The following is a 26,571-nucleotide window of genomic DNA, read 5'->3' as shown; positions in this document are numbered from 1 at the left end:
GGTCAGTTTAAATAGTGAAATCCGATTGGATTTTTTATTTTAAATGGAGGCGGGAATATAAAAAAAGCGCCGCAAGGGCGCTTTTTTAATCAGTCCGAATTGTCCGGTTATTATTACAGGACGTGGACGGAAGCCGTGTTTGTCGTGCCGCTCGGAACCAGTGCGCCGGAAACCATAACGACCACATCGCCTTTGCTTGCCAGGCCGCTTTCCAGCGCTACTTCTTTACCCAGACGGTAGAAATCATCTGTAGAAGAGATCTCTTTCACCAACTGCGGGATAACGCCTTTGCTCAGCACCAGCTGACGTGCGGTCACTTCGTTGGTGGTCAGCGCCAGAATAGTGGCATCCGGGAAGTATTTACGCACAGCGCGAGCAGATTTGCCGCCTTGAGTCGCAACAACAATCAGCGGAGCTTCCAGTTTTTCAGCAGTTTCAACAGCGCCACGGCAAACCGCTTCAGTGATGCGCAGTTTACGGCTGTCGTTGTTGAAATCCAGACGGCTGGTCATCACACGATCGGTACGCTCGCAAATGGTGGCCATAATGGTCACCGCTTCCAGCGGGTACTTCCCTTTAGCTGATTCGCCAGACAGCATCACTGCGTCGGTGCCGTCGAGGATGGCGTTCGCCACGTCGCCAGCTTCAGCGCGGGTCGGACGCGGGTTTTTAATCATGGAATCAAGCATCTGGGTCGCAGTGATAACGACTTTGCGCGCGCGGATACATTTTTCAATCATCATCTTCTGCGCGAAGATCACTTCTTCAACCGGGATTTCAACGCCCAGGTCGCCACGCGCAACCATGATGCCGTCGGAGGCTTCGAGGATTTCGTCGAAGTTGTTCAGGCCTTCCTGGTTTTCAATTTTGGAGATGATCTGAATATGCTCGCCGCCGTGCGCTTTCAGGTGCTCACGAATTTCAACCACGTCAGAACGTTTACGGATGAAGGAGGCTGCAACAAAGTCGACGCCTTGTTCGCAACCGAAAATCAGGTCTTGCTTATCTTTTTCAGCCAGCGCCGGCAGGGCGATGGAAACGCCAGGCAGGTTTACGCCTTTGTTTTCACCGAGGTCGCCGTTGTTCAGCACTTTACAGATAACTTTATTGCCAACGATTTCGGTCACTTCCATACCGATCAGACCATCGTCTACCAGTACGGTGTTGCCAACGCTCAGATCGTTGGTGAAACCTTCGTACGTCACGGCAACAGTATCCGCGTTGCCGACAACAGATTTGTCAGTGGTGAAGGTGAAAGTCTGACCTGCTTTCAGGGAGACGTCGTTGCCACCTTCCAGTTTGATGGTGCGGATTTCCGGACCTTTGGTGTCCAGCAGAATTGCCGCTTTTTTACCGGTTTTGCTCATCACGTTGCGCAGGTTTTTGATGCGCTGGCCGTGCTCAGCATAGTCACCGTGAGAGAAGTTTAAACGCATGACGTTCATGCCAGCGTCCAGCATTTTCGCCAGCATCTCTTCGGATTCGGTTTTCGGACCGATGGTGCAAACAATTTTGGTCTTTTTCATGACAGTTCTGGTCTTTAAGTTTGAGTTGAGAAGGATTGGGAATTTACGCTCCGGTTAGCGCACGGCTCCGGAGTCAAACCTGTGTTGCGAAAAGAGCGATGCCACAGTCTAAGGATAGGTGACATCAAAAAAGCGTGCAGAAGAATGTGTGCCTGAGATTCAGCCAGATCGGGGAAAAATTGATGTGAGGAATTTGTTTTACAGTTCAATCAGCTGAATCCATTCAAATTAGGATGGCGGCATTATAGCGTCGACATCGACAGAAAGGAATTAAAAACGCTGTTTCAAAATACGAATTTATCGTCTTTATCGATTTGTTGTGTAACCGTTATCACAAAATTGCGCAACCGTTGCGTAGCCGAGGCAGCCCGCGGCCTGGCCATCGTAATGGCATCAGTTTGAACCACTCTCACGCCGTGTTATTTCTCTTCTACGGCTCCGCTTATTTACTTTCTCGCCTCCTGATATTGAAAAATAAACAATAAGATTTTTCTGTTTGTTTTTTATGCGCAAGGGGTTGTGGGTATTAATTTAATAAAAAATGTGCGCCAGTTTGCTTTTTAAATAATCGCCAGGGCGACGGGTTTTTACTTCTCTCTTTTGCATCAGCGAGGCGGATATATCTGAGGAGTACTGCTTAAAAGGGTGGAAATATATTTTATATTTCTGAATTAACATCACGTTTTTGCATGAAATTTGTTTTAAGGATAATCTTAAAATGCTTGCTTTTGTTGAGGGTTAACTGCTTGTTTTTTATTAAAAAGCAGAATGAATTGCGAAAGTGGTAGAAAACTAAATTGTTGATACTTATGGCCTTTAACTTTTAGAAAGAATTTGCAATAAAACGCCTTGTTACTACTCTTAAGCGACTCTTGATGAGACCCGAAAAATTTATAAAAAATTTCGTTCCGGATTATTAGCTCCGGAGGTCGGCTGGTGCCTGCTTATTATTTACTGCCAGCCTTATTTAATGCGTTTACTCATGATGAAGGTTGGGTGATGACAACTTCCGCTGTTGCTGGACAGGGATATGCTTTTATTCCGCCGCCAGAAATTCCGACCCAGCAGGGACCGATGGGCATCCTGTACGATTTTAATGACGGTGCCCGGTTATTGTTGCCAGCTGGTAACTGGCGGGTAGAAATAAGCGATGACGAAACGGGAAATATTTTGTTTGCCGACGATGTCGCGCAGGGCTGGGTAATCAGCACAAAAAAATATTACGTGCCGTTTCGTCTGCGGGTCTGGGACGGCGTGCAGTCGGAGCCGGTGCTGGACCATGTTCTGGATATACGCGGCAAAACGGTACTGGTTTCATTTCCCGGCGGTACGCTGGGCGACCTCATTGGCTGGGTACCTTACGCCGAACGCTTTCGGCAGACTTACCAGTGCAACGTTTATTGCACCATGGCTCAGCCGATCGTCGATCTCTTCAAGCCTGTCTATCCGCAGCTTAATTGTGCTACCCCCGAGGAGTGGCAAACCGGGCCGGGCGTGAGTGAGCCGCCTTACGCCAGCTGGCGCGTCGGGTTATTTTTTCACGGCGATCTCGACAAGCAGCCATTTGATTTTCGCGTTGTCGGTCTGCACCGCACCGCCGGGCATATTCTCGGCGTTGATCCCACAGAAATCGTTCCGGATCTGCGCCAGCACAGCGCGCGTCGTATCGAGGAACCCTATGTCTGCATCGCTACCCAGTCCACCAGTCAGGCCAAATTCTGGAACAACGGGAGCGGCTGGCATGAAGTTATCGACTATCTGAAAGAGCAGGGCTACCGCGTGCTGTGTATCGACAAAGAGCGCGTGGTAGGTCGCGGTTACATCTGGAACAAAATCCCCCACGGCGCGGAAGATTTTACCGGCAACCTGCCCCTCGCTGAACGCGTGGCACTGCTGGAGCACGCCGAATTTTTTATCGGCCTTGGCAGCGGTCTCTCCTGGCTTGCCTGGGGCTGCCGCATTCCGGTGGTGCTGATCAGCGGATTCAGCCTGCCGAACAGCGAATTTCATACCCCCTGGCGCGTCATCAACACCCATGTCTGCAACGGCTGCTGGGATGACGTGCGATTCAATTTTGATCATCAGGACTATTTCTGGTGTCCGCGCCACAAAGGCACGGACCGGCAGTACGAATGCACACGTTTTATCACTGGCAAGCAGGTCATCGGTCATCTTCGTCGGCTGATTGCCCTGCGAAGCAATCCCTTTGGCATCAAAACAACAGCATTGGCAGACCCCGATCAACACGCCGCCTGACGGATGAGAGACGGGTTTCGAGGACATAGAAATGAAAAAAAGTCTTAACTGCAGTTACCGGCTGGTGTGGAATGACGTTCAGCGGGCGTTTGTGGTGGTTTCAGAACTGACCCGAGCGAAAGGCAAGCGTGCAGGCGGCGCGGTATTGATCTCAGCGGCAGTGGGCGGCATGTTCGCAAGCAGCGGGGCGATGGCGTTTACCCCGGATGTCACTGGTTCGACGCGAGATGAAGTAGTGCAGGAAGGCGTACAGAACGTGCGTCCTGGCGGCTTAACCACCAACCATACCATCAGCACCCGTGGCACCCAGATAGTGGCGGGGGGGCAGACCGTAGATACCCGCGTTCAGGACGGCGGTTCGCAGATTGTGCGGCAGAACGGCCAGACGACCGGTACCGTTGTCACTAACGGGACACAGATTGTTGAAGTCGACGGGACGGCAACAGGCACGCAGCTTAACAGCGGCGGCACGCAGGCAGTCGCCGGTAAGGCTAATAGCACCGTTGTCGGTGCTGGCGGTGTGCAGACTGTGCTGGAAAGCGGGGTAGCAAGCCAGACGATTATTAACAGTGGCGGCGTGCAAGCCGTTAACGGCAGTTCCGTCCAGGGCGTCATTAACGCAGGCGGCATCCAGCTCATCAACAGCGGTGGTTTCTCTCAGGACGCGACAGTCAACAGCGGGGGGCTCCAGCACGTTAACGTTGGCGGTTCTGCGGCCGACACCGCCATCTTTGGCGGCGGCAATCAAGTCGTGGCCGGTACGGTATCGGGTGCGCATCTCAACGACGGTGGTGCGCAACTGGTTCAGCAAACCGGCAAAGCCACCGGCACCATCATCAACAACCGCGGCACGCAGACCGTAGACGGCACCGCTATCTCCGCCGTTGTCAACGGCGGCGGCACCCAACTGGTGCATAGCGGCGCGCTGGCGGCGGGCACTATCGTGAACAGCGGTGGGGTTCAGCATATCAATCAGGGCGGCGCAGCCTCCGATGGCGTGGTGTTCGGCGGCGGCACCCAGGTAGTGGCGGGAACTGCATCTGGCACCAGCGTCAACGATGGCGGTGCGCAGCTGGTACAGAAAACCGGCAAATCCACCGGTACCATCATCAACAATCGCGGCACGCAGACCGTAGACGGCCAGGCCATCTCTTCTGTCGTCAATGCGGGCGGTACGCAGCAAGTTAATCGCGGCGGGCTGGCAACAGGCGGTGTGGTAAACACTGGCGGTCTGCAGCATATCAGCGAAGGCGGTGCGGCATCGGATGCCATTCTGCTCGGCGGCACCCAACTGGTGGAAGGCACCACCTCCGGCACTATTATTAATAACGGCGGTCTGCAGCAAATCCACGCCAGCGGCATGAGCAGTGATGCGGTGGTTAACGCCGGCGGTGAACAGGATGTGGACGGCGTTTCGTTTTCCGCTGAAGTGAACGACGGCGGCCTGCAGAAAGTCCGCAGCGGTGGCGCCGCCACCAGCGCGGTGATCAACAGTGGCGGGATTCAGAATGTGCTCTCAGGTGGATCAACCGCCTTCACCACGTTACTGGGTGGTATTCAGCAACTGGCGGGCGTGGCGGCAGACACTATTATCGGTGCCGGCGGCGTACAGCACGTTCAGGTGGGTGGCAGCGCCAGCGGATCGCTGATCAACGATGGCGGCCTGCAGCGCGTGGACGGCACAGCCAACTCATCGGTTATCTATGACGGCGGCATCCAGTTGGTGAACAGCGGCGGTCTGGCGGATAACGCGACCGTTAACAGTGGCGGCCTGCAACATATCAATGAAAGCGGCGCTGCGTCCGACACCACGGTGTTTGGCGGCGGTCGGCAAGTTGTTGCCGGTACGGCCTCCGGCACCAGTATCAATGACAGCGCTTTCCAGCTTGTACAGGTAACCGGTAAAGCTATCGACACCATCATCAACAGCGGTGGCACTCAGGCGGTAGACGGCACGGCGATCTCCGCTGTGGTCAATGATAGCGGGGTGCAACTGATTCACTCCGGCGCGCTTGCCGCGGGCTCGCTGGTTAATGCCGGTGGTTTGCAGCATATCAACGAAGGCGGCGCTGCCTCGGATGCGCTGCTGTTTGGCGGTACCCAGATTGTCGAAGGCACCGCATCCGACACCCGCGTGGACTCAGGCGGTGTGCAGCAGGTTCACGTTACCGGGAAAACCATCGACAGCAAAATCTATGACGGCGGTTTCCAGGATGTTGACGGCACCGCTAATGGCACGATCGTCTACACCGGCGGTAAACAGCTGATCCGCAGCGGCGGTCACGCGAACGACACCCGCGTCGATAAAGATGGCGTGCAGGTTGTGCGTGCCGGCGGCGCGGCGTCAAAAACGACGCTGCAGGGCGGAACGCAGCAGGTCGCGGGTATGGCAGGCGACACGGTTATTGGCGATGGCGGCATTCAGCACGTCCAGGTGGGCGGCATTGCTGCGGGAGCGCTTATCAACAGTGGCGGTCTTCAGCGCGTTGACGGCTCGGCGACCTCCGCCGTGGTGAACAATGGCGGCGTGCAACTGGTGAACAGCGGTGGACTGGCCGCAGGCTCCATCGTCAACAGCGGTGGCCTGCAGCATATCAACCTTGGCGGCGCAGCGTCTGATGGCACCATCTTCGGCGGGGGTAAACAGCTGGTGGCAGGGACCGCGTCCGGCACCAGCATCAGCGATGGCGGTCAGCAGATCGTGCAGGCCAGCGGTAAAACCTCCGGCACGCAAATCAACAGCGGCGGTGTGCAGAGCGTGGACGGCAGCGCCACCTCATCCGTGGTACGCGATGGCGGCATCCAGTTGGTGAATAACGGCGGCCTGGCGGCAGGTACTGCTGTACACAGCGGCGGTCTGCAGCACATCAACCTCGGCGGCGCGGCGTCTGATGGCACTATCTTTGGCGGCGGTAAACAGGTGGTGGCGGGCACGGCGTCCGGTACCAGCCTGAACGATGGCGCTTATCAAATCGTCACGACCACCGGGAAAGCGACCGGCACCCTGATCAACAGCGGCGGCGTGCAGAGCGTTGATGGCAACGCGACCTCGGCTGTGGTGCGCAACGGCGGCATCCAGCTGGTGAATAAAGGTGGTCTGGCGGCAGGCACCACGGTGAACAGCGGCGGTCTGCAGCACATCAATCTCGGCGGCGCGGCGTCTGACGGCACCATCTTCGGCGGCGGCAAGCAGCTGGTGGAAGGTACTGCCTCCGGTGCCAGCGTGAACGATGGCGGTACGCAACTGGTGGCAGGGAGCGGTAAAACCACCGACACCCATATCAACAGCGGTGGCGTGCAGAGCGTAGACGGTACGGCCATCTCGTCCGTGATCAATAACGGCGGTCAGCAAATCGTCAACTACGGCGGCCTCGCTGCCGGTTCGATCGTCAATAACGGTGGGGTGCAACACATTTCCGCTGGCGGCGCGGCGTCTGACGGTACGGTGTTCGGCGGCGGTACGCAACTGGTGGAAGGTTCGGCTTCCGGCACCAGCATCAGCGACGGCGGGGTACAACTGGTGACCAAGAGCGGTCAGGCCAGCGGCACGCTGATTAACAGCGGCGGCGTACAACGCGTACATGGCCAGTCGTTCGACGCGGTGATTAATAACGGCGGTGCGCAGATCGTTGACCCGTATGGTTGGGCACGCCAGAGCGTGATTAATGCCGGCGGGACGCAGATCCTCAGCAACTCTGCTGTGGCGATCTCCACCGTGATGAATGGCGGTGAGCAGCACGTCAATAACGGCGCGAAATCTTTCGCCGCGCGCCTGCTGGGCGGTACGCAAAATATTGGCAGCGGCGGGCAGGCCTTCGAAACTCTCGTTGAAAAGGGTGGCGTGCAGAACGTTAACGCGGGCGGTTACACCTACGGTGGCACCATCTCCACCGGTGGCAGACAAAATGTTGCTTCCGGCGGCGTAACCGACTTCACCTTTGTTGATGGCGGTCTGCAGGTGGTTGACGGTACCTCGATTGTCAGCATCGTGAAAAATGGCGGGCGTCAGGTTGTCAACAAAAATGCCAATGCCGAAGTCTCTGTGGTGATTGATGGCGGTATTCAGGAGGTCTTTGGCACCACCACCGGATCGGAGATCACCCGGGCGGAACAACGCATCTATAGCGGGGGTTCAGCCACCTCTACCGTGCTGAGCGATGGTGCGGTTCAGGGGATTTACGACGGCGCGATAGTGACCGATACCCGTAACCGCAACAGTATCCAGAACCTGTACAGCGGTGGGCGTGCAGAAAACAACCTGATGGATGATTTTGCAGTACAGAACATCGCTGCGGGCGCAACGGCGGTGAACACTTCGATGATCAACTCCAGCCAGCAGAATGTGCGCGGCAGTGCCGTTGATACCGATCTTTCCGCAAATGCCGTGCAGAACGTCTACCGCGGCGGGACGGCGACTCGCACGGCGATCTACGAGCGCGGCATCCAGAATATCTTCAGCGGCGGTTCATCAATACTTGCTGTCATCCAGGCCGGTGGGATCCAGAACGTGCTGAACGGCGGTACCGCCATCAGCACCACCATTAACAATGGCGGTACCCAGAACGTGAATAGTGGCGGGACGGTGATCTCGACCATTATCCGTGAGGGCGGGATCCAGAACGTCAATGACGGCGCGATCGTTATCGACAACAAAGTGGTTGGCGATCAGGTGGTCAATCAGGGCGGTACCGTCGCCTCGTCCACTGTTAGCGAAAACGGTACCCAGAGTGTCACCTTTGGCGGCACGGCGATTGCCACGACCGTCAGCAAAGGCGGCGCCCAGTTCGTGCGCGCCGGTGGCACGGCGGATCTGACGGCGATTGAGCGCGGCGGCATGCTGGCGCTGGAAGATGGCGCAACGGTCACCAATATCAATCTCAATAGCGGCGCAGCATTGATGGCGGGCACCGGTACCACACTCAACGGCACCAACGCACTTGGCAGCTTCTCCATTGCCAATAAAGTTGCCGATAGCGTGCTGCTGGAAGGCGGCGGTCTGCTGTCGGTTGCCGCTGACGGCAGCGCCAACAACACCGTGGTAAGCGAGAACGGTACGCTGAGTGTCGCCGAAGGCGGGATGCTGACCGGGATAACCAAAGTCAACGACGGCGCTACGCTTGCCGGCAATGTTAACAACAGCGGCGAACTGCGTATCACCACTGATACCAGTGCCAACACCGTTAACGCGGCCATCAACGGTAGCGGTACGCTGTATAAAGAAGGTGATAACACGCTGACTCTGAGCGGTGCGCTTAATCAGGCGGGCGGTACTTACCTGCAGAGCGGTACGCTGGTGTTCAGCGGACTGGATGCCGTGACCGACATCATCGCCCAGCGCGGCACCTCGCTGCAGTTGACCAACGGCACTACGCTGACCGGGATGATCGACCCGACCGACCTGACCGTCGATGCCGGTTCAAGCTGGCTGATGACCGCAGACTCCCTGCTCAATAACCTGACGCTGGGCGGCTCGATCGATTACCAGGCACCGACCGGGACGTTCGTTCCGAAAACCCTGACGGTTACCAACCTGGTGGGCAATGGCGGCACCATTACCCTGAACACCCTGTTTAACGGTAATAGCGCAGTGAGCGACAGCCTGGTGCTGGACGGCGGCACCGCCACCGGTAATACGCGGATCGCCATTCGCAGCCAGGGCGGTCTGGGTGCACGTACCACCGGTAACGGCATCCAGGTGGTGAATGCCATTAATGGTGCGACCACAACCGATGATGCTTTCAGTCTCAGCAGCAGCCTGCAGGCGGGGGCGTATAACTACACCCTGCAACAGGGCAGCGCCGACCAGAGCTGGTATCTGACGACTGCTGAAGCCGGTGGCAACGAGAACGGCCCGCAGAACTACCGTTCGGCGACGTATCTTTATAGCTCTGTCTATGCGCAGGCCATGGACTACGACAGTGCGCTGCTCGGTTCGCTGGATGCCCGTCGCTATGCGGCGCGTACCGCCGCCGAAAGCGGTAGCAACATGTGGGCCCGTTTCCAGGCCGGTCAACTGAGCCACGATCACGGCAGCAACGATCTGCGCAACGGCAACACGCCGGATAGTAAAGGCGGCTACACCTTCCTGCAGATCGGTAGCGATCTGTGGCAGGGTTCGGCTTCTTCCATGGAATGGACCGTTGGGGTGTACGGTGCGGCGGGGCTTTCTGCCGTCGACGTGCAGCGCAACGACAAGTCGAAAGCCGGTACGGTACGTGATGACGCTTACAGCGGCGGCCTCTACCTAAACGGCGTGCATGAGAGCGGCTGGTGGATGGATGTGGTGGCCCAGGGCACACGCCACAACTTCGATACCAACCCGCGCGATGGCGACGGTCTGAAAACTCACGGCTGGGGCTATGTTGGCTCCTTCGAAACCGGTCTGCCGTTTGAGATCGGCGGTGGCCTGGTGCTGGAACCGCAGGTGCAGTACCAGTATCGCGGCGTGAACCTGAAAGATGGTAATGATGACGTTGCAGACGTGCAGTTCGGCGACGGTCACAGCCAGCAGGTGCGTGCCGGTCTGCGTCTGGGCAACAACGCGACGCTGAAAGAGACAGGCAAACCGGTACCGGTAAGCTGGTGGGTGCGTCCGTCCTTCATCCAGACCTTTGACTCGAAGGGCTCAGTGAACGTCAGCGCGCCAGGCGTAGCAGGCAGCGAGGTCGCGTTCAATCCGGATCAGGACGGCACCGCTGCGGCGCTGGATGTCGGCATTGACGGCCAGATCCGCGATAACGTTACCCTCGGGGTGCGCGCGGGCTACACCCGGAGCATCGACGACGCAGGCACGGGCGGCTACGGCGGTCAAATCACGCTGAAAGTCGGCTTCTGATAGCTAGGTTGTAACACGAAAAGCCGTGCCGTAAGGTGCGGCTTTTTTTATTTGCTAATGCAGCAGCGCGCATACGAAGGAAGGTTGCTTTATCACTGTCGCTAACACGCAGTCGATATAGGGGATGCTCATGCTGAGATGAAACTGAAGAATGGAACTGAGAATAACTAAGAATGGTGCGTCCGAATGGACTCGAACCATCGACCCCCACCATGTCAAGGTGGTGCTCTAACCAACTGAGCTACGGACGCACTGAAAAGGAATGGTGCGTTCAATTGGACTCGAACCAACGACCCCCACCATGTCAAGGTGGTGCTCTAACCAACTGAGCTATGAACGCAGTGTTGTGGTTGACAACGGGGACGAATATTAGCGGCAGGCCGGAGATGTGGCAAGCGGAAAATGGCAAATTTCTCACGCAATTCACCTGATTGCGGAACAACTGAGCAAAATGTCGTGAAAGTAGCCGCCAGCGGGCGGCTACCAACGTTTTAGCGCGCAGCACGCTGCAAAATGGTCACCGAAGGTTGACGTTGCAGGTAACGCATCCGCAGCATCATCATTATTGCCGCCGAGGTCAGGCCAATAATAAAGCCCATCCAGAAACCCGCAGGGCCCATTCTGTCGACCACTAAATCGGTTAACGCCAGCGTGTAACCCACCGGCAAACCCAGCACCCAGTAAGCAATAAAGGTGATAAAAAAGATCGAGCGCGTATCTTTATAACCACGCAGGATACCGCTGCCAATCACCTGAATGGAGTCGGAGATTTGGTAAATCGCCGCCAGCAACATCAAGTGCGATGCCAGCGTCACGACCTCTGGATTATCGTTATAGATCAGCGCGATATGTTCACGCATTAATGCGGTAAAAATCGCCGTTAATGCCGCCATGGAGATGCCGACCAACAATCCCGTGTGGGCTGAGGTTTTCGCATCCAGTGTTGAACCCTGGCCGAGACGAAACCCGACGCGAATGGTCACCGCCGCTGACAGCGAGAGCGGTAAAACAAACATCAGCGAACTGAAATTCAGCGCGATCTGATGTCCGGCGACATCGACAATACCCAACGGCGAAACGAGCAGTGCCACCACGGCAAACAGCGTCACTTCGAAAAAGAGCGCCAGTGCAATGGGCAGCCCGAGCTGAGTCAGGCGTTTTAACACCGCGACGTCAGGTTTGGCAAAACGTTGCATCGCTTGAATATCACGCATCGCGCGGGCGCGTTTAACATACAGGCGCATGCAGATAAACATCACCCAATAGACGGATGCGGTCGCCACGCCGCAGCCTACGCCGCCAAGTTCGGGCATACCGAAATGGCCGTAAATAAAGATGTAGTTCACCGGGATATTCACCAGCAGGCCGACAAAACCCATCAGCATACCCGGGATCGTGCGGGCAAGGCCTTCGCACTGATTACGCATCACCTGGAAAAAGAGATAGCCTGGCGCCCCCCACATCAACGCACGCAAAAAACGCACGGCTTTATCCGCCAGTTGCGGATCGATGTTATGCATGGCGTAAATAATATGACCGGCATTCCACAGCACAATCATGATCAACACCGCGACCAGGCCTGCCAGCCAGAACCCCTGACCGACCTGATGGGCAATTCTGTCGCGACGTCCGGAACCATTTAACTGGGCAATCACTGGCGTCATCGCCAGCAGCAGACCGTGGCCAAACAGAATGGCGGGAAACCAGATTGAGGTCCCTATTGCCACCGCCGCCATATCCGTGGCGCTGTAGCCACCGGCCATTACCGTATCGACGAAACCCATGGCTGTCTGGGCGACCTGCGCGAAAATAACCGGCACGGCGAGCGCCAGTAACTGACCCGCTTCTCTCATATACTTCTGCACGAGAACACCTTTATCTTGTAGTTATAAGAAGAATGGAACGACTAATCAGGAAGGAGTTTTTCCTTGTGCTAAAAAGGATGCCGCACAGCGATGGGTGCGACATGTGTACAAATATTACCTGCTATGGCGTGCTTTTGCCATGCCAGTCATAAAGCAAAGTTATCTTTTAGCACGCGGCGCTACGCTTATCTTCTCGCCAGAGTGGCGGGAAAAAGGGCGGCAGGGCGATTGAAACTGGCAAGGGTAAATTTCACCTGTTATTGTGCGTAAAGAACACGGTAATGGCCGTATGAATGGAACAGGAGTGGTAAGTATGTTTACGGGTATTGTGCAAGGCACGGCGAAACTGGTGTCAATTGATGATAAACCCAATTTCCGCACTCACGTTGTTGAGTTGCCTGAGACGATGCTGGATGGCATTGAGACCGGCGCTTCCATTGCCAATAATGGTTGCTGCCTGACAGTGACGGCGATTAACGGCCGCCATATTAGCTTCGATCTGATGAAAGAGACGCTGCGTATCACCAACCTCGGCGATCTGAATGTCGGCGACACGGTAAACGTTGAGCGCGCGGCAAAATTCAGCGATGAAATCGGCGGTCACTTGATGTCGGGTCATATCATGACCACCGCCGAAATCGTTAAAATTCTCACCTCTGAAAATAACCGCCAGATCTGGTTCAAAGTGCAGGATCCTGCGCTGATGAAATACATTCTGTACAAAGGTTTTATCGGCATTGACGGGATTAGCCTGACGGTAGGTGAAGTCACCAGTAGCCGCTTCTGCGTGCATTTAATTCCGGAAACGTTGCAGCGTACGACGCTTGGCGCGAAAAAACTGGGGCATCGCGTGAATATCGAAATCGACCCGCAAACGCAGGCGGTTGTCGATACCGTGGAGCGTGTGCTGGCCTCGAAAGAAGCGGCGATTGTCGCAGCAGCCAGCGAAGAGTAAAAATAAACCCCGGTATACCGGGGTTTATTTTTTAACGCGCGACGCGCAACCCGTGCTCAATACCCCGGCTGAAAACCACCTGCCAGAGCTGAATGTCCCGCGCACGAAACGCCCCTGCGCAGGCATTGAGGTAATAGCTGAACATCCGTTTAAAGCGCTCCGAATAGTTGTCGGCGATTTCCGGCCAGGCGGCAAGAAAACGCTCATGCCACGCCATTAACGTACGGTCATAATCCGCGCCGAAATTGTGCCAGTCTTCCATCACGAAGTGTGATTCGCTGGCAACTGCAATCTGGCGCACAGAAGGCAGACAACCATTCGGGAAGATGTAGCGGTTGATCCATGGATCAACATTGTGGTCGGTGCGTTTTGAGCCGATGGTGTGCAGTAAAAAAATGCCATCGGGCTTCAGGTTACGATCGACGACGCGGAAATAGGTCGCGTAGTTTTTTGGCCCGACATGTTCAAACATGCCAACGGAAACAATGCGGTCAAATTGCTCGTCGAGATCGCGATAATCCTGCAAACGGATATCGACATCCAGCCCTTCGCAACGCTTCTGCGCCAGCTTTTGCTGTTCTGCAGAAATCGTCACGCCAACCACACTGACGCCGTAATTTTGCGCCATAAACTGCGCCAGACCACCCCATCCACAGCCAATATCCAGCACGCGCATGCCGGGTTTTAACGTGAGCTTTTCACCAATAAGCCGCAGTTTTGCCCGTTGTGCGTCGTCCAGCGTTTCAGCGTCTTTCCAGTAGGCGCAAGAGTATTGCATCTGCGGATCCAGCATGCGGGTAAACAGATCATTACCGAGATCGTAATGTTCTTTGCCCACAATCCAGGCCCTTTTTTTACTTTGCAGATTAAATAATCTTGCTCCGGCAATGCGGAGTGTGTCTTTGAGATGGTGCGGAAGTTGGTTTTCCAGCCCGGCGCGCAGGACTTTGGTAAAGAATATGTCCAGGCGAGGGCAATCCCACCAGCCGTCCATATAACTTTCGCCGAGTCCGAGCGAACCTTCCTGTAAAACGCGTTTGAAAAAATCAGGGTTTTTCACCTGAATATCTGACGCTGCGGGACCGTTGACGCGAATACCTGCGCGACCCAGCAGTTCGTTTGCTATACGGAACCAATTGTCATCCCGTACGCTAACTTCTTCTATACACGATGAACTCATAACTTCTCCATCACTCGCAGTGATCAGAACCTTCAAACAGCGTAGACGCTTTTTCAGGCTTGTGAGAAATCTCACGGTTTTTACCGTGAGGCTGATATCCGACGTAGAACAGAGGAAGGGAGAGAACCCTTGCCGAAAGGCCTTCCATGGGTAAACGGGTACAATCCGGTACCCGTTAATGCATAATATTTATCGTATTTATCAAACAGCCGAAAATGAGTATAGGCTTCAAAATCGGGTGATTCAATAAAAAGCCCGTAGCAAGCTAACCACTGTGTTGTTGATAGTCGCTTGCGCAACTATCAATGCGACGAGGAAGTCACAACCTTTTTGTCTGCTAATTCATCGTGCGTGCGGCGCTGAAGCCGATAGCCCAACGCGACCAGCAACACCATTGACACCATAACACTGGTCGTCGTCAGCAGTGGTGTGGCGATAAGCCACGAAACGACCAGACTTGCCAGAAAACATAAACCCAGCTGTAGCGTATTCTGCAAGGCAGCTGCTCGGCCGGTTGCCTGCGGGAAAGGACGCAGCGCCTGCGCGACCACGATAGGGTAAATCGCGCCGTTGGCCATTGCCATAAAGCAGAAGGGGATGAGCAGCGCGGTCAGCGACACGTCCGGCATAAAACCGACGGCCCAGGTGGCGAGGACACTTAACGCGAACGCCCCCAGCAGCCATGGCAACAAACGAGAACCCTGCCATTTCTGCAACGCGGCACGGCAACCGTAACCGCCCACCAAAAAGGCGATGGTTTGCGGCACATAACTGAGGCCAATAACCGATGGGCCATAACCCATTTCATGCAGAATAAACGGTGAACCGGTCAGCCAGGCGAAGAAACTGGCTGAGCAGGCGGCATAGATAATCACATTCCCGCGATAATCCCGGGCACGCAGCAGATCCATAAATGTCAGCGGTTGTTCGTGGTGTTCACTTTTCTTCGCCGGTGATTTCAGCCGCCATGCCGGGATCATCAGAATTAACGTTATCGCCAGTAAAGTGGCGAAAATGGCCTGCCAGTTGAAATGCGCAAGGATCCAGGCGCCCAGCAGCGGTGCCAGTGCCGGCGTCAAACCTACGAGCGGCATAATGGTGGCGAAGATGCGATTGACGCGATGCGCGGGGTAGTTATCCGTCACCAGCGCCTGCCAGCTTACTGTCGCGGCGCATACGCCGACCGCCTGGAGAAAGCGCAGTACCAGCAGCAGGGTTGCATCACGTACCCATAATGTTCCCAGACAGCCCAGCGCGAAAATCGCCAGCCCGGCCAGCAAAACCGGCTTGCGGCCATAGCGATCTGATAGTGGCCCCCATACCAGTTGCGCAATGGCAAAGCCCGCCAGAAACAGGCTTAAGGTTGCGCTAACCACCGCTGACGATGTGTATAAATCTTGCTGTATCGCGCTGAAGGCGGGGAGGTACATATCAGTGGCTAAAAAGCCGAGCACGCTTAATCCCGCGAGCCAGACTAAAAATCCGTTGCCAGGTTGCATTAATGTTTCTCTTTAATTGCAGGTAATCAGGGCTGTCGAGTGTAAGGAGTGCATTAGCGCTTGTGAAACGCTAATATTTGCGTAGTGGTTTCAAAATTTTTGCAGGCAGATTATGTGGTCAGAATATTCGCTGGAAGTGGTTGATGCTGTCGCGCGTAACGGCAGTTTTAGCGGTGCGGCGCAGGAGTTGCACCGTGTGCCTTCTGCGGTGAGCTATACCGTGCGACAGCTTGAGGAGTGGCTGGCTGTTCCGCTGTTTGAGCGTCGCCATCGGGATGTTGAGCTTACGCCTGCCGGCGTCTGGTTTTTGAAAGAGGGGCGAGCTGTTATCAAAAAAATGCAGATCACCCGTCAGCAGTGCCAGCAAATCGCCAACGGCTGGCGCGGGCAACTGGCAATTGCCGTCGACAACATCGTAAAACCTGAACGTACCCGGCAATTGATCGTCGATTTCTATCGCCATTTCAGTGATGTTGAGTTGCAGGTCTACCAGGAAGTCTTTAACGGTGTCTGGGATGCGCTTGCTGACGGGCGGGTGGAGCTGGCGATTGGCGCAACGCAGGCTATTCCCGTTGGTGGGCGTTATGCGTTTCGCGATATGGGAATGCTGAGCTGGAAATGCGTGGTTTCCTGTCGCCATCCGCTGGCGTCACTGGCAGGCCCGCTTAGCGACGATACCTTGCGCAACTGGCCTTCACTTATCCAGGAAGATACGTCCCGCTCGCTGCCGAAACGGATTACCTGGCTGCTGGATAATCAGAAGCGTGTGATCGTTCCTGATTGGGCGTCGTCGGAGGCGTGCTTATCGGCAGGGTTATGCGTGGGAATGGTGCCGGCACACTTTGCCCGCCCGCGGCTCGACAGCGGTGACTGGGTTGCGCTGACCCTGGAAAACCCCTTCCCGGACGCGGCGTGCTGCCTGACGTGGCAACAAAATGAGGCGTCCCCGGCGTTAAACTGGCTACTGGAATATCTGGGAGATAGCGAAACGCTGAATAACGAATGGTTACGGGAGCCGAATTAACGGCTCCGTAATAAGCGGTTAGCGGCGATAGTCGCGGAACGGGCCATCGGCCACGGAGCGCCGCTCGACCAGGCGCGGATGCACTTCAATAGACTGCGACTCTTCGCGCTTGTTGACGATACGATCAAGCAGCATGGTAAACGCCGTTTCTCCCAGCGAATCTTTCGGCTGGTGAATCGTGGTCAGGGCCGGGGTGAAGAAGCGTGAGTTACGTACGTTGTCATAACCAATCAGGGAAATATCCTGCGGTACCCGTAAACCCATCTCATCGGCAGCGCACAGCGCGCCCATCGCCATAATATCACCGCCGCAAAAGACCGCAGTAGGGCGATGCGCCTGGCCGAGGATTTGCTGCATCGCGCGATAGCCGGATTCCGGCTCGAAATCGCCCTGTACAATCCAGTTTTCCGGCACGGTGATAAGGGCTTCTTCCATCGCTTTCATAAAGCCAGCCAGACGGCCGGCGCCAGTGTTACGCTCCAGAGGGCCAGGGATCACACCAATATCGCGGTGCCCGCGGTCAATAAGGTAGCGACCGGCCATATAACCGCCTTCAAAGGCGTTATCAATAACGGAGTCCGTAAAGTCGGCCTTCGCTTCGCCCCAGTCCATCACCACCATCGGAATATGGCGGTACTCTTCCAGCATGCTCAACAGCGATTCAGGGTATTCTGAACACATTACCAGCAAGCCATCGACGCGCTTTTGCGCCATCATCGACAGATAAGCACGCTGTTTTTCGAGGCTATTCCAGGCATTGCCAAGGATCAGCGTATAACCCTTCTGGAAGCACTTTTTCTCTACGGCTTCGATAATTTCAGCAAAGTAGGCCGCTTCACTGCTGGTGGCCAGCAAGCCGATCGATTTAGTGTGATTCACTTTCAGGCTGCGGGCGACGGCGCTGGGGGAATAGTGCAACTCTTTAATCGCTGCCCACACAGCGTTGCGCGTCTCTTCGGCGACGAAACGGGTTTTGTTAATTACATGTGATACGGTTGTAGTGGAAACGTTTGCTCGTTTCGCTACGTCTTTAATCGTTGCCATTAGATATCACTCCAGACCATATCATAAGCTCCTGATAATACTTAAGGTAAACGTTTGCCTTTAATCACCCTGTACCCATCAAAGGGGGTGCGGTACGCCGGGAAAACGACACTGGACGTCAGGAGGGGAGTCAATGGCCGGTACGCTAATAAATTTAGCGTCGAATTTTGTCTGATCTTGAGCAAAAGGGGAAGTATTAAAACGTTTCTCCTGCGAATTCCCGCAAGATTTTTAAGATAATTTGTGCAAAAATGCGTTATCTCACTTTTTGTGGGGAAATTAAAAAGGGGAAAATTGATGAGCACCGATCTGAAGTATTCTTTAATCACTACCGTCATCGTTCTGAGCCTGATTGTTTTCGGCGGTCTGACTGCTGCACTGCATTGATCTGTCGCGAGGGAGAGCCTCTTCTCCCTCGGTTTTCTTCCCCGCTATTGTTATCACCTCTGCAATAATCTTTTGTCATTCTGCTAACTTCTGTTTTTTGTGATAGCTGTCATACTTTTGACTTCAGCGACAGGGTCGCAAGTCGGCATGTCTTTTTTGGAGTGACAGATGAAAATTAATTTCCCTTTGCTTGCCCTGGCGATTGGCGCCTTCGGCATTGGTACTACCGAGTTTTCCCCGATGGGATTACTGCCGGTTATTGCCCGCGGCGTTGACGTTTCTATTCCGGCGGCGGGGATGCTGATTAGCGCCTACGCTATCGGCGTGATGGTCGGTGCGCCGTTAATGACGTTGTTGCTGTCGCATCGCGGCAGACGCAATGCCCTGATCTTTTTGATGGCGATTTTTACGCTCGGTAACGTGCTATCGGCGATTGCACCGGATTACACCACATTAATGCTGGCGCGGATCGTCACCAGTCTGAACCACGGCGCGTTTTTTGGTCTTGGCTCGGTGGTGGCGGCAAGCGTGGTCGCTAAAGAGAAGCAGGCCAGCGCAGTCGCCACCATGTTCATGGGGCTGACCATTGCTAACATCGGCGGTGTACCTGCCGCGACCTGGCTGGGTGAAACCATTGGCTGGCGCATGTCGTTCATGGCCACTGCCGGGCTGGGTGTGATTTCTATGGCGAGCCTGTTCTTTTCGTTGCCGAAAGGTGGTGCTGGTGAGCGCCCGGACGTACGTAAAGAGCTGTCGGTACTGGTACGCCCACAAGTGTTGTCCGCATTGCTGACCACCGTGCTCGGCGCAGGTGCCATGTTCACGCTGTATACCTACATTGCGCCGGTACTGCACACCATTACCGATGCCACTCCCGTTTTTGTGACGGCGATGCTGGTGTTGATTGGCGTTGGTTTCTCCATTGGTAACTATCTCGGCGGCAAACTGGCGGATCGCTCGGTCACCGGCACGCTGAAAGGTTTTTTGATCCTGCTGATTGCCATCATGCTGGCGATCCCGTTCCTGGCGCGCAGTGAAGTGGGCGCAGCCATCAGCATGGTGGTGTGGGGCGCGGCGACGTTTGCGGTGGTTCCGCCGTTGCAGATGCGTGTCATGCGCGTTGCGCATGAAGCACCTGGCCTTTCATCTTCAGTCAATATCGGTGCCTTTAACCTCGGTAACGCGCTGGGCGCGGCAGCCGGTGGAGCAGTGATTTCCGCTGGGCTGGGTTATGATTTCGTCCCGGTTATGGGGGCGATTATTGCCGGGCTGGGTCTGCTGGTGGTGCTGTTCTCTGGCCGCTCTCAGCCAGAACGTGTCTGTGCCGCAGCAGAATAAATAGCACAAATGCAAAAAAGGAGGGGCTAGCCCCTCCTTTGTTTTATGCCGCGTTTATGCCGCTAAATTTTTGGCCACGAATGACCAGTTTACCAGCGCCCAGAAATGTTCGAGGTAGTTCGGACGCGCATTACGATAATCGATGTAATACGCATGTTCCCACACATCGACGGTTAACAGCGGGGTTGCGTCGCTTGTCAGCGGCGTACCCGCATTAGACGTTGAAACAATGGCTAATGCGCCATCCGCTTTTTTCACCAGCCACGTCCAGCCAGCACCGAAGTTTTTAACCGCAGCATCGGTGAATTGCGCTTTGAATTCGGCAAAGCTGCCGAAGGATTTGGCGATAGCCGCCGCCAGCTCACCAGTCGGTTCACCGCCAGCATTCGGGGCCAGGCAGTTCCAGTAGAAGGTATGGTTCCAGACCTGGGCGGCATTGTTGAACACGCCGCCTTCGCTGCTTTTCACAATCTCTTCCAGCGATTTACCTTCAAAAGCGCTGCCTTTGATCAGGTTGTTGAGGTTGGTGACATACGTCTGATGGTGTTTACCATAGTGGTATTCCAGCGTTTCGGCTGAGATATGCGGCGCCAGGGCGTCTTTTGCATACGGTAATGCAGGTAATTCGAACGACATTGCTATTCTCCTTTCATTATTTTAATGACACCCAATAGCCCTATTGGATGTGCGGATTAGGGTAGCAAATCGAAAGGTCAGACAAAAGAGGGAGTTACCTGCCGCCGATGCGGCAGGTGAGGGATTAGCGAATGGTTTTCGGCGTCACGACGCGACGCGCGCCGACATAATGACGCTGCCAGTAATCTTCACTCAGCGAGGTGACCTGAATATCCTGGCCGCTGCGCGGAGACTGAATGAATTTACCATTGCCAACGTACACGCCAACGTGATCGGCTGTACCACGGCCCTGGGTACGGAAGAACACCAGATCGCCGCTCTCCAGTTCCGCTACATTCACCGGTGACGCATCGCGCAGGTGATACATTTCATTGGCGGTACGCGGAATACGGAATTTCACCAGATCCTTATACGCGTAATAGACCAGACCGCTGCAATCGAAACCGGTGCTCGGTGAGGTGCCGCCCCAGTGATAAGGCTTGCCAATCTGATTCATCAGCTTGGACATGGCGGTTTTTTGTGCTTTTTGAATGCGAACTTTATGCACATCGGCGATGGCGTTAGTGCTTTTAACCTTCACACAATGCGGCTTGTGGCCTTTGCGCGGCGTACATTTTTCAGTCCAGGTGATGGCGGTAGTTTTTAACGGGCTGGATGCATTACGACGCGAAGTGATTTTGCTGGCTTTTTTGCTGGTTGTAACTTTTTTGTTTGCCGGAGTTTTTTTGCTCTCCGTTATTTTTTTGCTGGTGGTTTTTTCTGCCGGACTGCGACTGTTTTTCTTTGATGTCTTTTGTGATGTATTTTTTTTCTTACGTTCGGATGCTTTCGCCAGATGCGCTTTTTGCACGGCTGACGCTCGCGCCTGTTCAGAGGCACTCGCTAATGGCGTGAAAGAAAGCGTGGTGAACAACAAAGCACAGAGCGTGATTGAAACTTTTGGTATCCGCGCCACTGAGCAATCCCCTGTTAGGGCAAGCATTTAATATGCCTGCAAATGGTTTTTTAAAACTCGTCGATTCTAATCCATAAAAACCCCAAAAGTTAATACTGTTTTTGCATCTATAGCTTCGTTTCGTTAACAAGCGCAAAAAAAAGCAGCAAAACGTTTCTATGTGCGCAAGAGTTAGGCAGCAAGCGGGACGGCGAGTTGAGTTAAGTCATATTCCTAAGGCAACTTTTGCCGACAGACGATAAAATCATGAACGGTGAACAAAATGTTATTTTCCGATGCCCCTCTGAACCGTTACAATAGCGAACATCTGCCGTAGAAGAAGTTGAAGGAAGCAAGACAATGAGCACAACACTTGAAAAAATCCAGCGCCAGATCGCTGAAAACCCGATTCTGCTGTATATGAAAGGCTCTCCGAAGCTGCCAAGCTGCGGTTTCTCCGCCCAGGCGGTGCAAGCGCTCTCTGCATGCGGTGAACGTTTTGCCTATGTAGACATTCTGCAAAACCCGGATATTCGCGCAGAACTGCCGAAATATGCTAACTGGCCAACCTTCCCGCAACTGTGGGTTGAAGGTGAACTGGTTGGCGGCTGCGATATCGTGATTGAAATGTATCAGCGCGGTGAATTGCAGACGCTTATCAAAGAAGCGGCGGCAAAACATAAAGACGAGCCGAGCGCAGAGTAATTTCTGCCAACAAAAAAGCGACCTGACGGTCGCTTTTTTTATGCCTGATTTTCGTCCGCGATGGGCAGCGGCCAGCCGCCGAGACGCTTCCAGCGGTTGACGATTTCGCAAAACAGCAGGGCGGTTTGCTCTGTATCGTACAGTGCGGAGTGCGCCTGCGAGGCGTCAAACGCGATGCCCGCTGCGCCACACGCTTTTGACAGCACCGTCTGACCGAGCGCCAGCCCGCTTAATGACGCGGTATCGAAGGTGACAAACGGGTGGAATGGGTTGCGTTTCAGCGAAGCGCGCTCCGCAGCAGCCATCATAAAGCTGTGATCGAACGTTGCGTTGTGCGCCACCATAATTGCGCGGTTACAACCCTGATCTTTAATGCCTTTGCGCACCATTTTAAAAATGGCATGCAGCGCGTCATGCTCACTTATCGCACCACGCAGCGGGTTGTTCGGATCAATGCCGTTAAAGGCCAGCGCTTCGGGTTGCAGATTCGCGCCTTCGAAAGGCTCAACGTGGAAATGCAGCGTGCTGTCGGGCATTAGCCAGCCTTGTTCATCCATTTTCAGTGTAATGGCGGCGACTTCCAGCAGCGCGTCGGTTTTGGCGTTAAACCCGGCGGTTTCAACATCAATTACCACAGGGTAAAAACCGCGAAAACGGTCGCACAGACCAGTCAGTTGAGCGTTATCGGACATCAGGATCTCTTGATACGGGAAAATGGCAGCGCATTATGGCAAATTTTACGAAGGGATGTAAAACAGCGGGCGCAAAGCGCGCCCGGAGGGGATTAGTTACCCAGGCCTTTACCGGCGTCTTTCTCTTCGATCAGCTCGATTTTGTAACCGTCCGGATCTTCAACGAAGGCGATAACCGTGGTGCCACCTTTAACCGGACCCGCTTCACGCGTCACATTACCGCCGTTGTTGCGGATAGCTTCGCAAGCTTGCGCCGCGTTTTCCACGCTCAGCGCGATATGACCGTAAGCATTACCCAGATCGTAGCTGTCCACGCCCCAGTTGTAGGTCAGTTCAATCACCGCTTCTTCGCTTTCCGGGCCGTAGCCAACGAAAGCCAGCGAATATTTATATTCCGGGTTTTCACTGGTACGCAGCAGCTTCATGCCCAGCACGTTAGTATAAAATTCGATGGAGCGTTGCAGGTTGCCGACGCGCAGCATGGTGTGAAGTAAGCGCATAATGTCCTCTTGTATGAATGTGTTAACGTTCCGAATAGAAACACAGTTTTAGTATAGCGGCGCAGACCCGCCGCTATCAATGAACAATCAGAGGATCACAGAGAAGGGTAGTCGGTGTAACCTTCCGCACCGCCGCCATAGAAGCTTTCCGGGCGCTGTGGGTTCAGTTCCGCTTTCAGTTGCAGACGTTTTACCAGGTCCGGGTTGGCGATATAGGCGCGACCAAAGGCTACCGCGTCAATCAAACCTTTCTCGATCAACTGTTCCGCTTTTTCCGGGGTATAGGCACCTGCACCAATGATCGGGCCGTGGAAACGTGCGCGCACTTTCTCACGGAACGCGTCGGTGTACGGTTCGCCGCCCGCCCAGTCTGGTTCTGACATATGCAGATAAGCAATGCCGCGCTTGCCCAGTTCCTCAATCAGATACAACGCATCGGCTTCTTCGTTCGGGCCGTTATCCATGTTCTGGAAAGAACCGATCGGAGACACGCGAATACCAATGCGCTCTGCGTCCCACTCTTTGCTTACCGCGTCGACCACTTCCAGCACCAGGCGCGCGCGATTTTCCACGCTGCCGCCGTACTGGTCGGTACGCTGGTTCGCCGACGGTGAAAGGAACTGGTGCAACAGATAACCATGGGCCGAGTGCAGCTCAACCAGATCAAACCCGGCGTCGCGCGCATTGGCGACGGCCTGGCGGAAGTCATTAACAATACCCGGGATCTCATTGGTTTCCAGCGCGCGCGGCGTGGAGGTGTCTTCACGTGTGGCGTTACCGTTGGCATCACGCAGAGAGGTACGCGTTCCCGCGTTGATGGCTGACGGTGCGACCGGTGCGGCACCACCCGGTTGCAGGCTGCTGTGTGAGATACGACCAGTGTGCCACAGCTGTACGGCGATGCGGCCGTTTTCGCTATGCACGGCATCGGTGATTTTCTGCCATGCAGCAATTTGTTCTGCGCTGTGAAGACCTGGTGCGCCGGCATAGCCTTTCGCCTGGGCGGAGATTTGCGTGGCTTCGCTGATAATCAGGCCGGAGCTGGCGCGCTGACGATAATATTCCGCCATTAATGGCGTAGGAATATCACCCGGCTCGATGCTGCGCAGTCGCGTCAACGGTGCCATAAAAACGCGGTTTGGAACGGTAATCGCGCCCACTTTCAGCGGCGTAAATAATTTACTGGACATAACAACTCCTGAATAGACCGGTCGACTAGTAAAAAGTGAAATAAAAATGCCTGTTATCAGACAGGCGTTGCGATGATGTTATTTGCGTGCGCTAGCGCGCTTTCCAGCGGCAGGGCGCTTCGCGAAATTTTGGCCTGCAAATTGGCACCTAACCACAGGGAGTACAACACTTGCGCCTGCGTTAGCGGTTCGCCCTGAAACGTTAAGCTGCGATCGTTACGCCCGTTTTCCAGCGTATCCGCGAGCAGGGCGATAACGCCGCTCGCGCCTTTGTCCATTGCTGAACGCATGTCTTCCGACAGATCGCACACTTCCGCCGACAGTTTCACCGTCAGGCAACCGCTAATAATTCCCTGTTGGCTAAACTGCCGGAGCGTCTCCTGATAATACGCCAGCAGCCTGTCACGGTAGTTTCCCGGCCCGCTGGCGAAATGGGTCGCCAGCCGCTGGTGATACGCGGCATAGTGACGCTCAAGCAACGCTACGCCGAACGCCTCTTTGGAGCGAAAATAGTGGTAAAAAGAGCCTTTTGGCACTTCCGCCGTTTTCAGTAATTCGCTCAGACCCATACCGGTAAACCCGCGATGCATGCAAAGCTGCTCGCCGGTCGCCAGTAAATGTTCGCGCGTGTCATGTTCGGTATTTCTGCTCATCGCGCCACTCTACTAGACCGATCGGTCTGTTGCAAGTGGCGAACAATGCGTTTTTCGCCTTGCGCGTTGTCGACAGGCAGTCTTCAATAAAGGGAACTGCCTGTATTACCGGAGACGACTGTGCCAGAACAACTGGAGTTTTTCCCCGTCCAGAGCCCGTGCCGCGGTATTTGCCAGTCGGATGAGCGCGGCTTTTGTCGTGGCTGCATGCGTAGCCGCGATGAGCGTTTTAACTGGCAAAAAATGACCGATGCGCAAAAGCAGGAGGTGCTGCGTTTGTGCCGCCAGCGCCTGCAGCGCAAAATGCGCGCAAACAAAGCGTCCTCTGCGGAAGAACCTCAGCAACCTTCACTGTTTTAATAGCGAAAATGCGTATACTCGAAGGCAAATTACCTTCGAGGAAATCATTATGCTTCAACGTATTGCCCTCGCGCCGCAAGGCCCGGAATTCTCCCGTTTTGTGATGGGCTACTGGCGTTTAATGGACTGGAACATGTCCCCGCAGCAGCTGGTTAGCTTCATTGAGTCTCACCTTGATCTCGGGGTGACTACCGTCGATCACGCGGATATCTATGGCGGTTATCTGTGTGAAGCCGCGTTTGGCGAGGCGCTCAAGCTTGCTCCGCATCTGCGCGCCCGCATGGAGATTGTCAGCAAATGCGGGATCGCTACTACCGCGAAACCGGAACATGCGCTGGGTCATTACATTACTGAACGCGACCACATTATTCGCAGTGCCGAACAGTCGCTGGTGAATCTTGCTACCGATCACCTTGATTTATTACTGATCCACCGTCCCGATCCGTTGATGGACGCCGATGAGGTGGCGGAAGCTTTTCTGCATTTGCATCAGAGCGGAAAAGTGCGCCACTTCGGCGTTTCCAACTTCACACCGGCGCAGTTCTCACTGTTGCAGTCACGCCTGCCATTTACGCTTTCGACCAACCAGGTCGAGATTTCACCGGTTCATCAGCCGCTACTGCTGGATGGCACGCTGGATCAACTGCAACAGCTGCGCATCCGCCCGATGGCATGGTCATGTCTCGGCGGCGGGCGTTTGTTTAACGATGCGGCGTTCCAGCCGCTGCGTGATGAACTGGCGCGCGTTGCGCAGGAACTGAATGCCGAAACCATCGAACAGGTGGTCTATGCCTGGGTGATGCGTCTGCCGTCTGCGCCGCTGCCCATTATTGGCTCGGGTAAAATTGAGCGCGTGCGTTCGGCGCTGGGGGCACTGAACCTCCAGATGACGCGCCAGCAGTGGTTCCGTATTCGCAAAGCGGCGCTTGGTTACGACGTGCCATAACGCAGGCAAATGACCTCCCGGTGAAATCTGCCATCCTGGTTTAAAC

General features: G+C 54.9%; 21 protein-coding genes and 2 tRNA genes. 9 read left to right on the top strand and 14 right to left on the bottom strand.

What is annotated here, in order from left to right; translation table 11 throughout:
- Positions 1 to 113: 113 nt before the first annotated feature.
- Positions 114 to 1,526 carry a pyruvate kinase PykF gene (gene pykF / locus M8Q36_RS19825; RefSeq protein WP_249882082.1) on the bottom strand — a complete coding sequence of 471 codons (1,413 nt, stop codon included), beginning with the start codon at positions 1,524 to 1,526 and terminating at the stop codon, positions 114 to 116.
- 14 nt (positions 1,527 to 1,540) lie between these two features.
- A complete protein-coding gene (gene ynhH, locus M8Q36_RS19820; protein WP_502825482.1) occupies positions 1,541 to 1,735 on the bottom strand; it encodes a protein YnhH in 195 nt (64 codons plus the stop codon).
- Positions 1,736 to 2,525: 790 nt separating this feature from the next.
- Between ynhH and M8Q36_RS19815 the strand changes: the two genes are divergently transcribed.
- Both M8Q36_RS19815 and M8Q36_RS19810 read left to right on the top strand, forming a co-directional pair.
- Positions 2,526 to 3,782, top strand: coding sequence for an autotransporter strand-loop-strand O-heptosyltransferase (locus M8Q36_RS19815; RefSeq protein ID WP_249882081.1), 1,257 nt, complete (start codon positions 2,526 to 2,528; stop codon positions 3,780 to 3,782).
- 31 nt (positions 3,783 to 3,813) lie between these two features.
- Positions 3,814 to 10,617 (top strand): AIDA repeat-containing protein, encoded by a 6,804-nt coding sequence (locus M8Q36_RS19810; protein ID WP_249882080.1) that lies wholly within the window; start codon positions 3,814 to 3,816, stop codon positions 10,615 to 10,617.
- 174 nt (positions 10,618 to 10,791) lie between these two features.
- On the opposite strand, the gene M8Q36_RS19805 is transcribed toward M8Q36_RS19810, so the two are convergent.
- From M8Q36_RS19805 to mdtK, 3 genes are all read right to left on the bottom strand, one after another.
- Positions 10,792 to 10,868, bottom strand: a tRNA-Val gene (locus M8Q36_RS19805).
- 12 nt (positions 10,869 to 10,880) lie between these two features.
- Positions 10,881 to 10,957: transfer RNA gene (locus M8Q36_RS19800), tRNA-Val, on the bottom strand.
- A gap of 151 nt (positions 10,958 to 11,108) precedes the next feature.
- Complete coding sequence (gene mdtK / locus M8Q36_RS19795) at positions 11,109 to 12,482, bottom strand: MdtK family multidrug efflux MATE transporter (RefSeq protein WP_249882078.1); 1,374 nt, start codon at positions 12,480 to 12,482, stop codon at positions 11,109 to 11,111.
- A 313-nt stretch (positions 12,483 to 12,795) separates the two neighbouring features.
- Between mdtK and M8Q36_RS19790 the strand changes: the two genes are divergently transcribed.
- Positions 12,796 to 13,437 carry a riboflavin synthase subunit alpha gene (locus tag M8Q36_RS19790; protein WP_249882077.1) on the top strand — a complete coding sequence of 214 codons (642 nt, stop codon included), beginning with the start codon at positions 12,796 to 12,798 and terminating at the stop codon, positions 13,435 to 13,437.
- A 31-nt stretch (positions 13,438 to 13,468) separates the two neighbouring features.
- On the opposite strand, the gene cfa is transcribed toward M8Q36_RS19790, so the two are convergent.
- Together cfa and punC are read right to left on the bottom strand one after the other, a co-directional pair.
- Entirely contained in the window at positions 13,469 to 14,617 is a 1,149-nt protein-coding gene (cfa, locus tag M8Q36_RS19785; protein ID WP_249882075.1) for a cyclopropane fatty acyl phospholipid synthase, read from the bottom strand.
- A gap of 302 nt (positions 14,618 to 14,919) precedes the next feature.
- Positions 14,920 to 16,116, bottom strand: coding sequence for a purine nucleoside transporter PunC (gene punC, locus M8Q36_RS19780; protein ID WP_249882074.1), 1,197 nt, complete (start codon positions 16,114 to 16,116; stop codon positions 14,920 to 14,922).
- A 112-nt stretch (positions 16,117 to 16,228) separates the two neighbouring features.
- On the opposite strand from punC, the gene punR reads away from it, so the two are divergent.
- Positions 16,229 to 17,140, top strand: a complete 912-nt coding sequence (gene punR / locus M8Q36_RS19775) for a DNA-binding transcriptional activator PunR (protein WP_249882073.1) — start codon at positions 16,229 to 16,231, stop codon at positions 17,138 to 17,140.
- A gap of 18 nt (positions 17,141 to 17,158) precedes the next feature.
- On the opposite strand, the gene purR is transcribed toward punR, so the two are convergent.
- Positions 17,159 to 18,184 carry an HTH-type transcriptional repressor PurR gene (gene purR / locus M8Q36_RS19770; RefSeq protein ID WP_065368641.1) on the bottom strand — a complete coding sequence of 342 codons (1,026 nt, stop codon included), beginning with the start codon at positions 18,182 to 18,184 and terminating at the stop codon, positions 17,159 to 17,161.
- Positions 18,185 to 18,481: 297 nt separating this feature from the next.
- On the opposite strand from purR, the gene cydH reads away from it, so the two are divergent.
- Together cydH and M8Q36_RS19760 are read left to right on the top strand one after the other, a co-directional pair.
- Positions 18,482 to 18,571, top strand: coding sequence for a cytochrome bd-I oxidase subunit CydH (gene cydH, locus M8Q36_RS19765; RefSeq protein ID WP_016496299.1), 90 nt, complete (start codon positions 18,482 to 18,484; stop codon positions 18,569 to 18,571).
- Between the two features lie 168 nt (positions 18,572 to 18,739).
- Positions 18,740 to 19,909 carry an MFS transporter gene (locus M8Q36_RS19760; RefSeq protein WP_249882072.1) on the top strand — a complete coding sequence of 390 codons (1,170 nt, stop codon included), beginning with the start codon at positions 18,740 to 18,742 and terminating at the stop codon, positions 19,907 to 19,909.
- A gap of 54 nt (positions 19,910 to 19,963) precedes the next feature.
- Here the strand turns inward: M8Q36_RS19760 and sodB are convergent, their stop codons facing one another.
- Both sodB and M8Q36_RS19750 read right to left on the bottom strand, forming a co-directional pair.
- Complete coding sequence (gene sodB / locus M8Q36_RS19755; protein ID WP_200551820.1) at positions 19,964 to 20,545, bottom strand: superoxide dismutase [Fe]; 582 nt, start codon at positions 20,543 to 20,545, stop codon at positions 19,964 to 19,966.
- A 124-nt stretch (positions 20,546 to 20,669) separates the two neighbouring features.
- A complete protein-coding gene (locus M8Q36_RS19750) occupies positions 20,670 to 21,500 on the bottom strand; it encodes a C40 family peptidase (protein ID WP_249882820.1) in 831 nt (276 codons plus the stop codon).
- Between the two features lie 339 nt (positions 21,501 to 21,839).
- Here M8Q36_RS19750 and M8Q36_RS19745 point away from each other — a divergent pair, with 339 nt between their 5' ends.
- Positions 21,840 to 22,184, top strand: a complete 345-nt coding sequence (locus tag M8Q36_RS19745; protein WP_016496295.1) for a Grx4 family monothiol glutaredoxin — start codon at positions 21,840 to 21,842, stop codon at positions 22,182 to 22,184.
- A 38-nt stretch (positions 22,185 to 22,222) separates the two neighbouring features.
- Here M8Q36_RS19745 and rnt read toward each other — a convergent pair whose 3' ends face one another.
- The 4 genes from rnt to M8Q36_RS19725 all read right to left on the bottom strand — a co-directional run bounded on the left by rnt (position 22,223) and on the right by M8Q36_RS19725 (position 25,219).
- Positions 22,223 to 22,876 carry a ribonuclease T gene (gene rnt, locus M8Q36_RS19740; protein WP_200551821.1) on the bottom strand — a complete coding sequence of 218 codons (654 nt, stop codon included), beginning with the start codon at positions 22,874 to 22,876 and terminating at the stop codon, positions 22,223 to 22,225.
- Positions 22,877 to 22,968: 92 nt separating this feature from the next.
- A complete protein-coding gene (gene gloA / locus M8Q36_RS19735) occupies positions 22,969 to 23,376 on the bottom strand; it encodes a lactoylglutathione lyase (protein WP_249882071.1) in 408 nt (135 codons plus the stop codon).
- Between the two features lie 95 nt (positions 23,377 to 23,471).
- Positions 23,472 to 24,566 carry an alkene reductase gene (locus M8Q36_RS19730; RefSeq protein WP_249882070.1) on the bottom strand — a complete coding sequence of 365 codons (1,095 nt, stop codon included), beginning with the start codon at positions 24,564 to 24,566 and terminating at the stop codon, positions 23,472 to 23,474.
- 56 nt (positions 24,567 to 24,622) lie between these two features.
- On the bottom strand, positions 24,623 to 25,219 hold the full coding sequence (locus M8Q36_RS19725) for a TetR/AcrR family transcriptional regulator (protein WP_249882069.1): 597 nt from the start codon (positions 25,217 to 25,219) through the stop codon (positions 24,623 to 24,625).
- 120 nt (positions 25,220 to 25,339) lie between these two features.
- Here M8Q36_RS19725 and M8Q36_RS19720 point away from each other — a divergent pair, with 120 nt between their 5' ends.
- Both M8Q36_RS19720 and M8Q36_RS19715 read left to right on the top strand, forming a co-directional pair.
- A complete protein-coding gene (locus tag M8Q36_RS19720) occupies positions 25,340 to 25,579 on the top strand; it encodes a DUF1289 domain-containing protein (protein WP_016496290.1) in 240 nt (79 codons plus the stop codon).
- 49 nt (positions 25,580 to 25,628) lie between these two features.
- A complete protein-coding gene (locus M8Q36_RS19715) occupies positions 25,629 to 26,525 on the top strand; it encodes an aldo/keto reductase (RefSeq protein ID WP_249882068.1) in 897 nt (298 codons plus the stop codon).
- Positions 26,526 to 26,571 lie beyond the last annotated feature (46 nt).

Origin of the sequence: Kosakonia sp. R1.Fl (genome assembly GCF_023516815.1) — a bacterium.
Classification (GTDB): domain Bacteria; phylum Pseudomonadota; class Gammaproteobacteria; order Enterobacterales; family Enterobacteriaceae; genus Kosakonia.
Note: the sequence above shows the minus strand (reverse complement) of the source record. Positions and strands in the feature narration are given on the sequence as shown.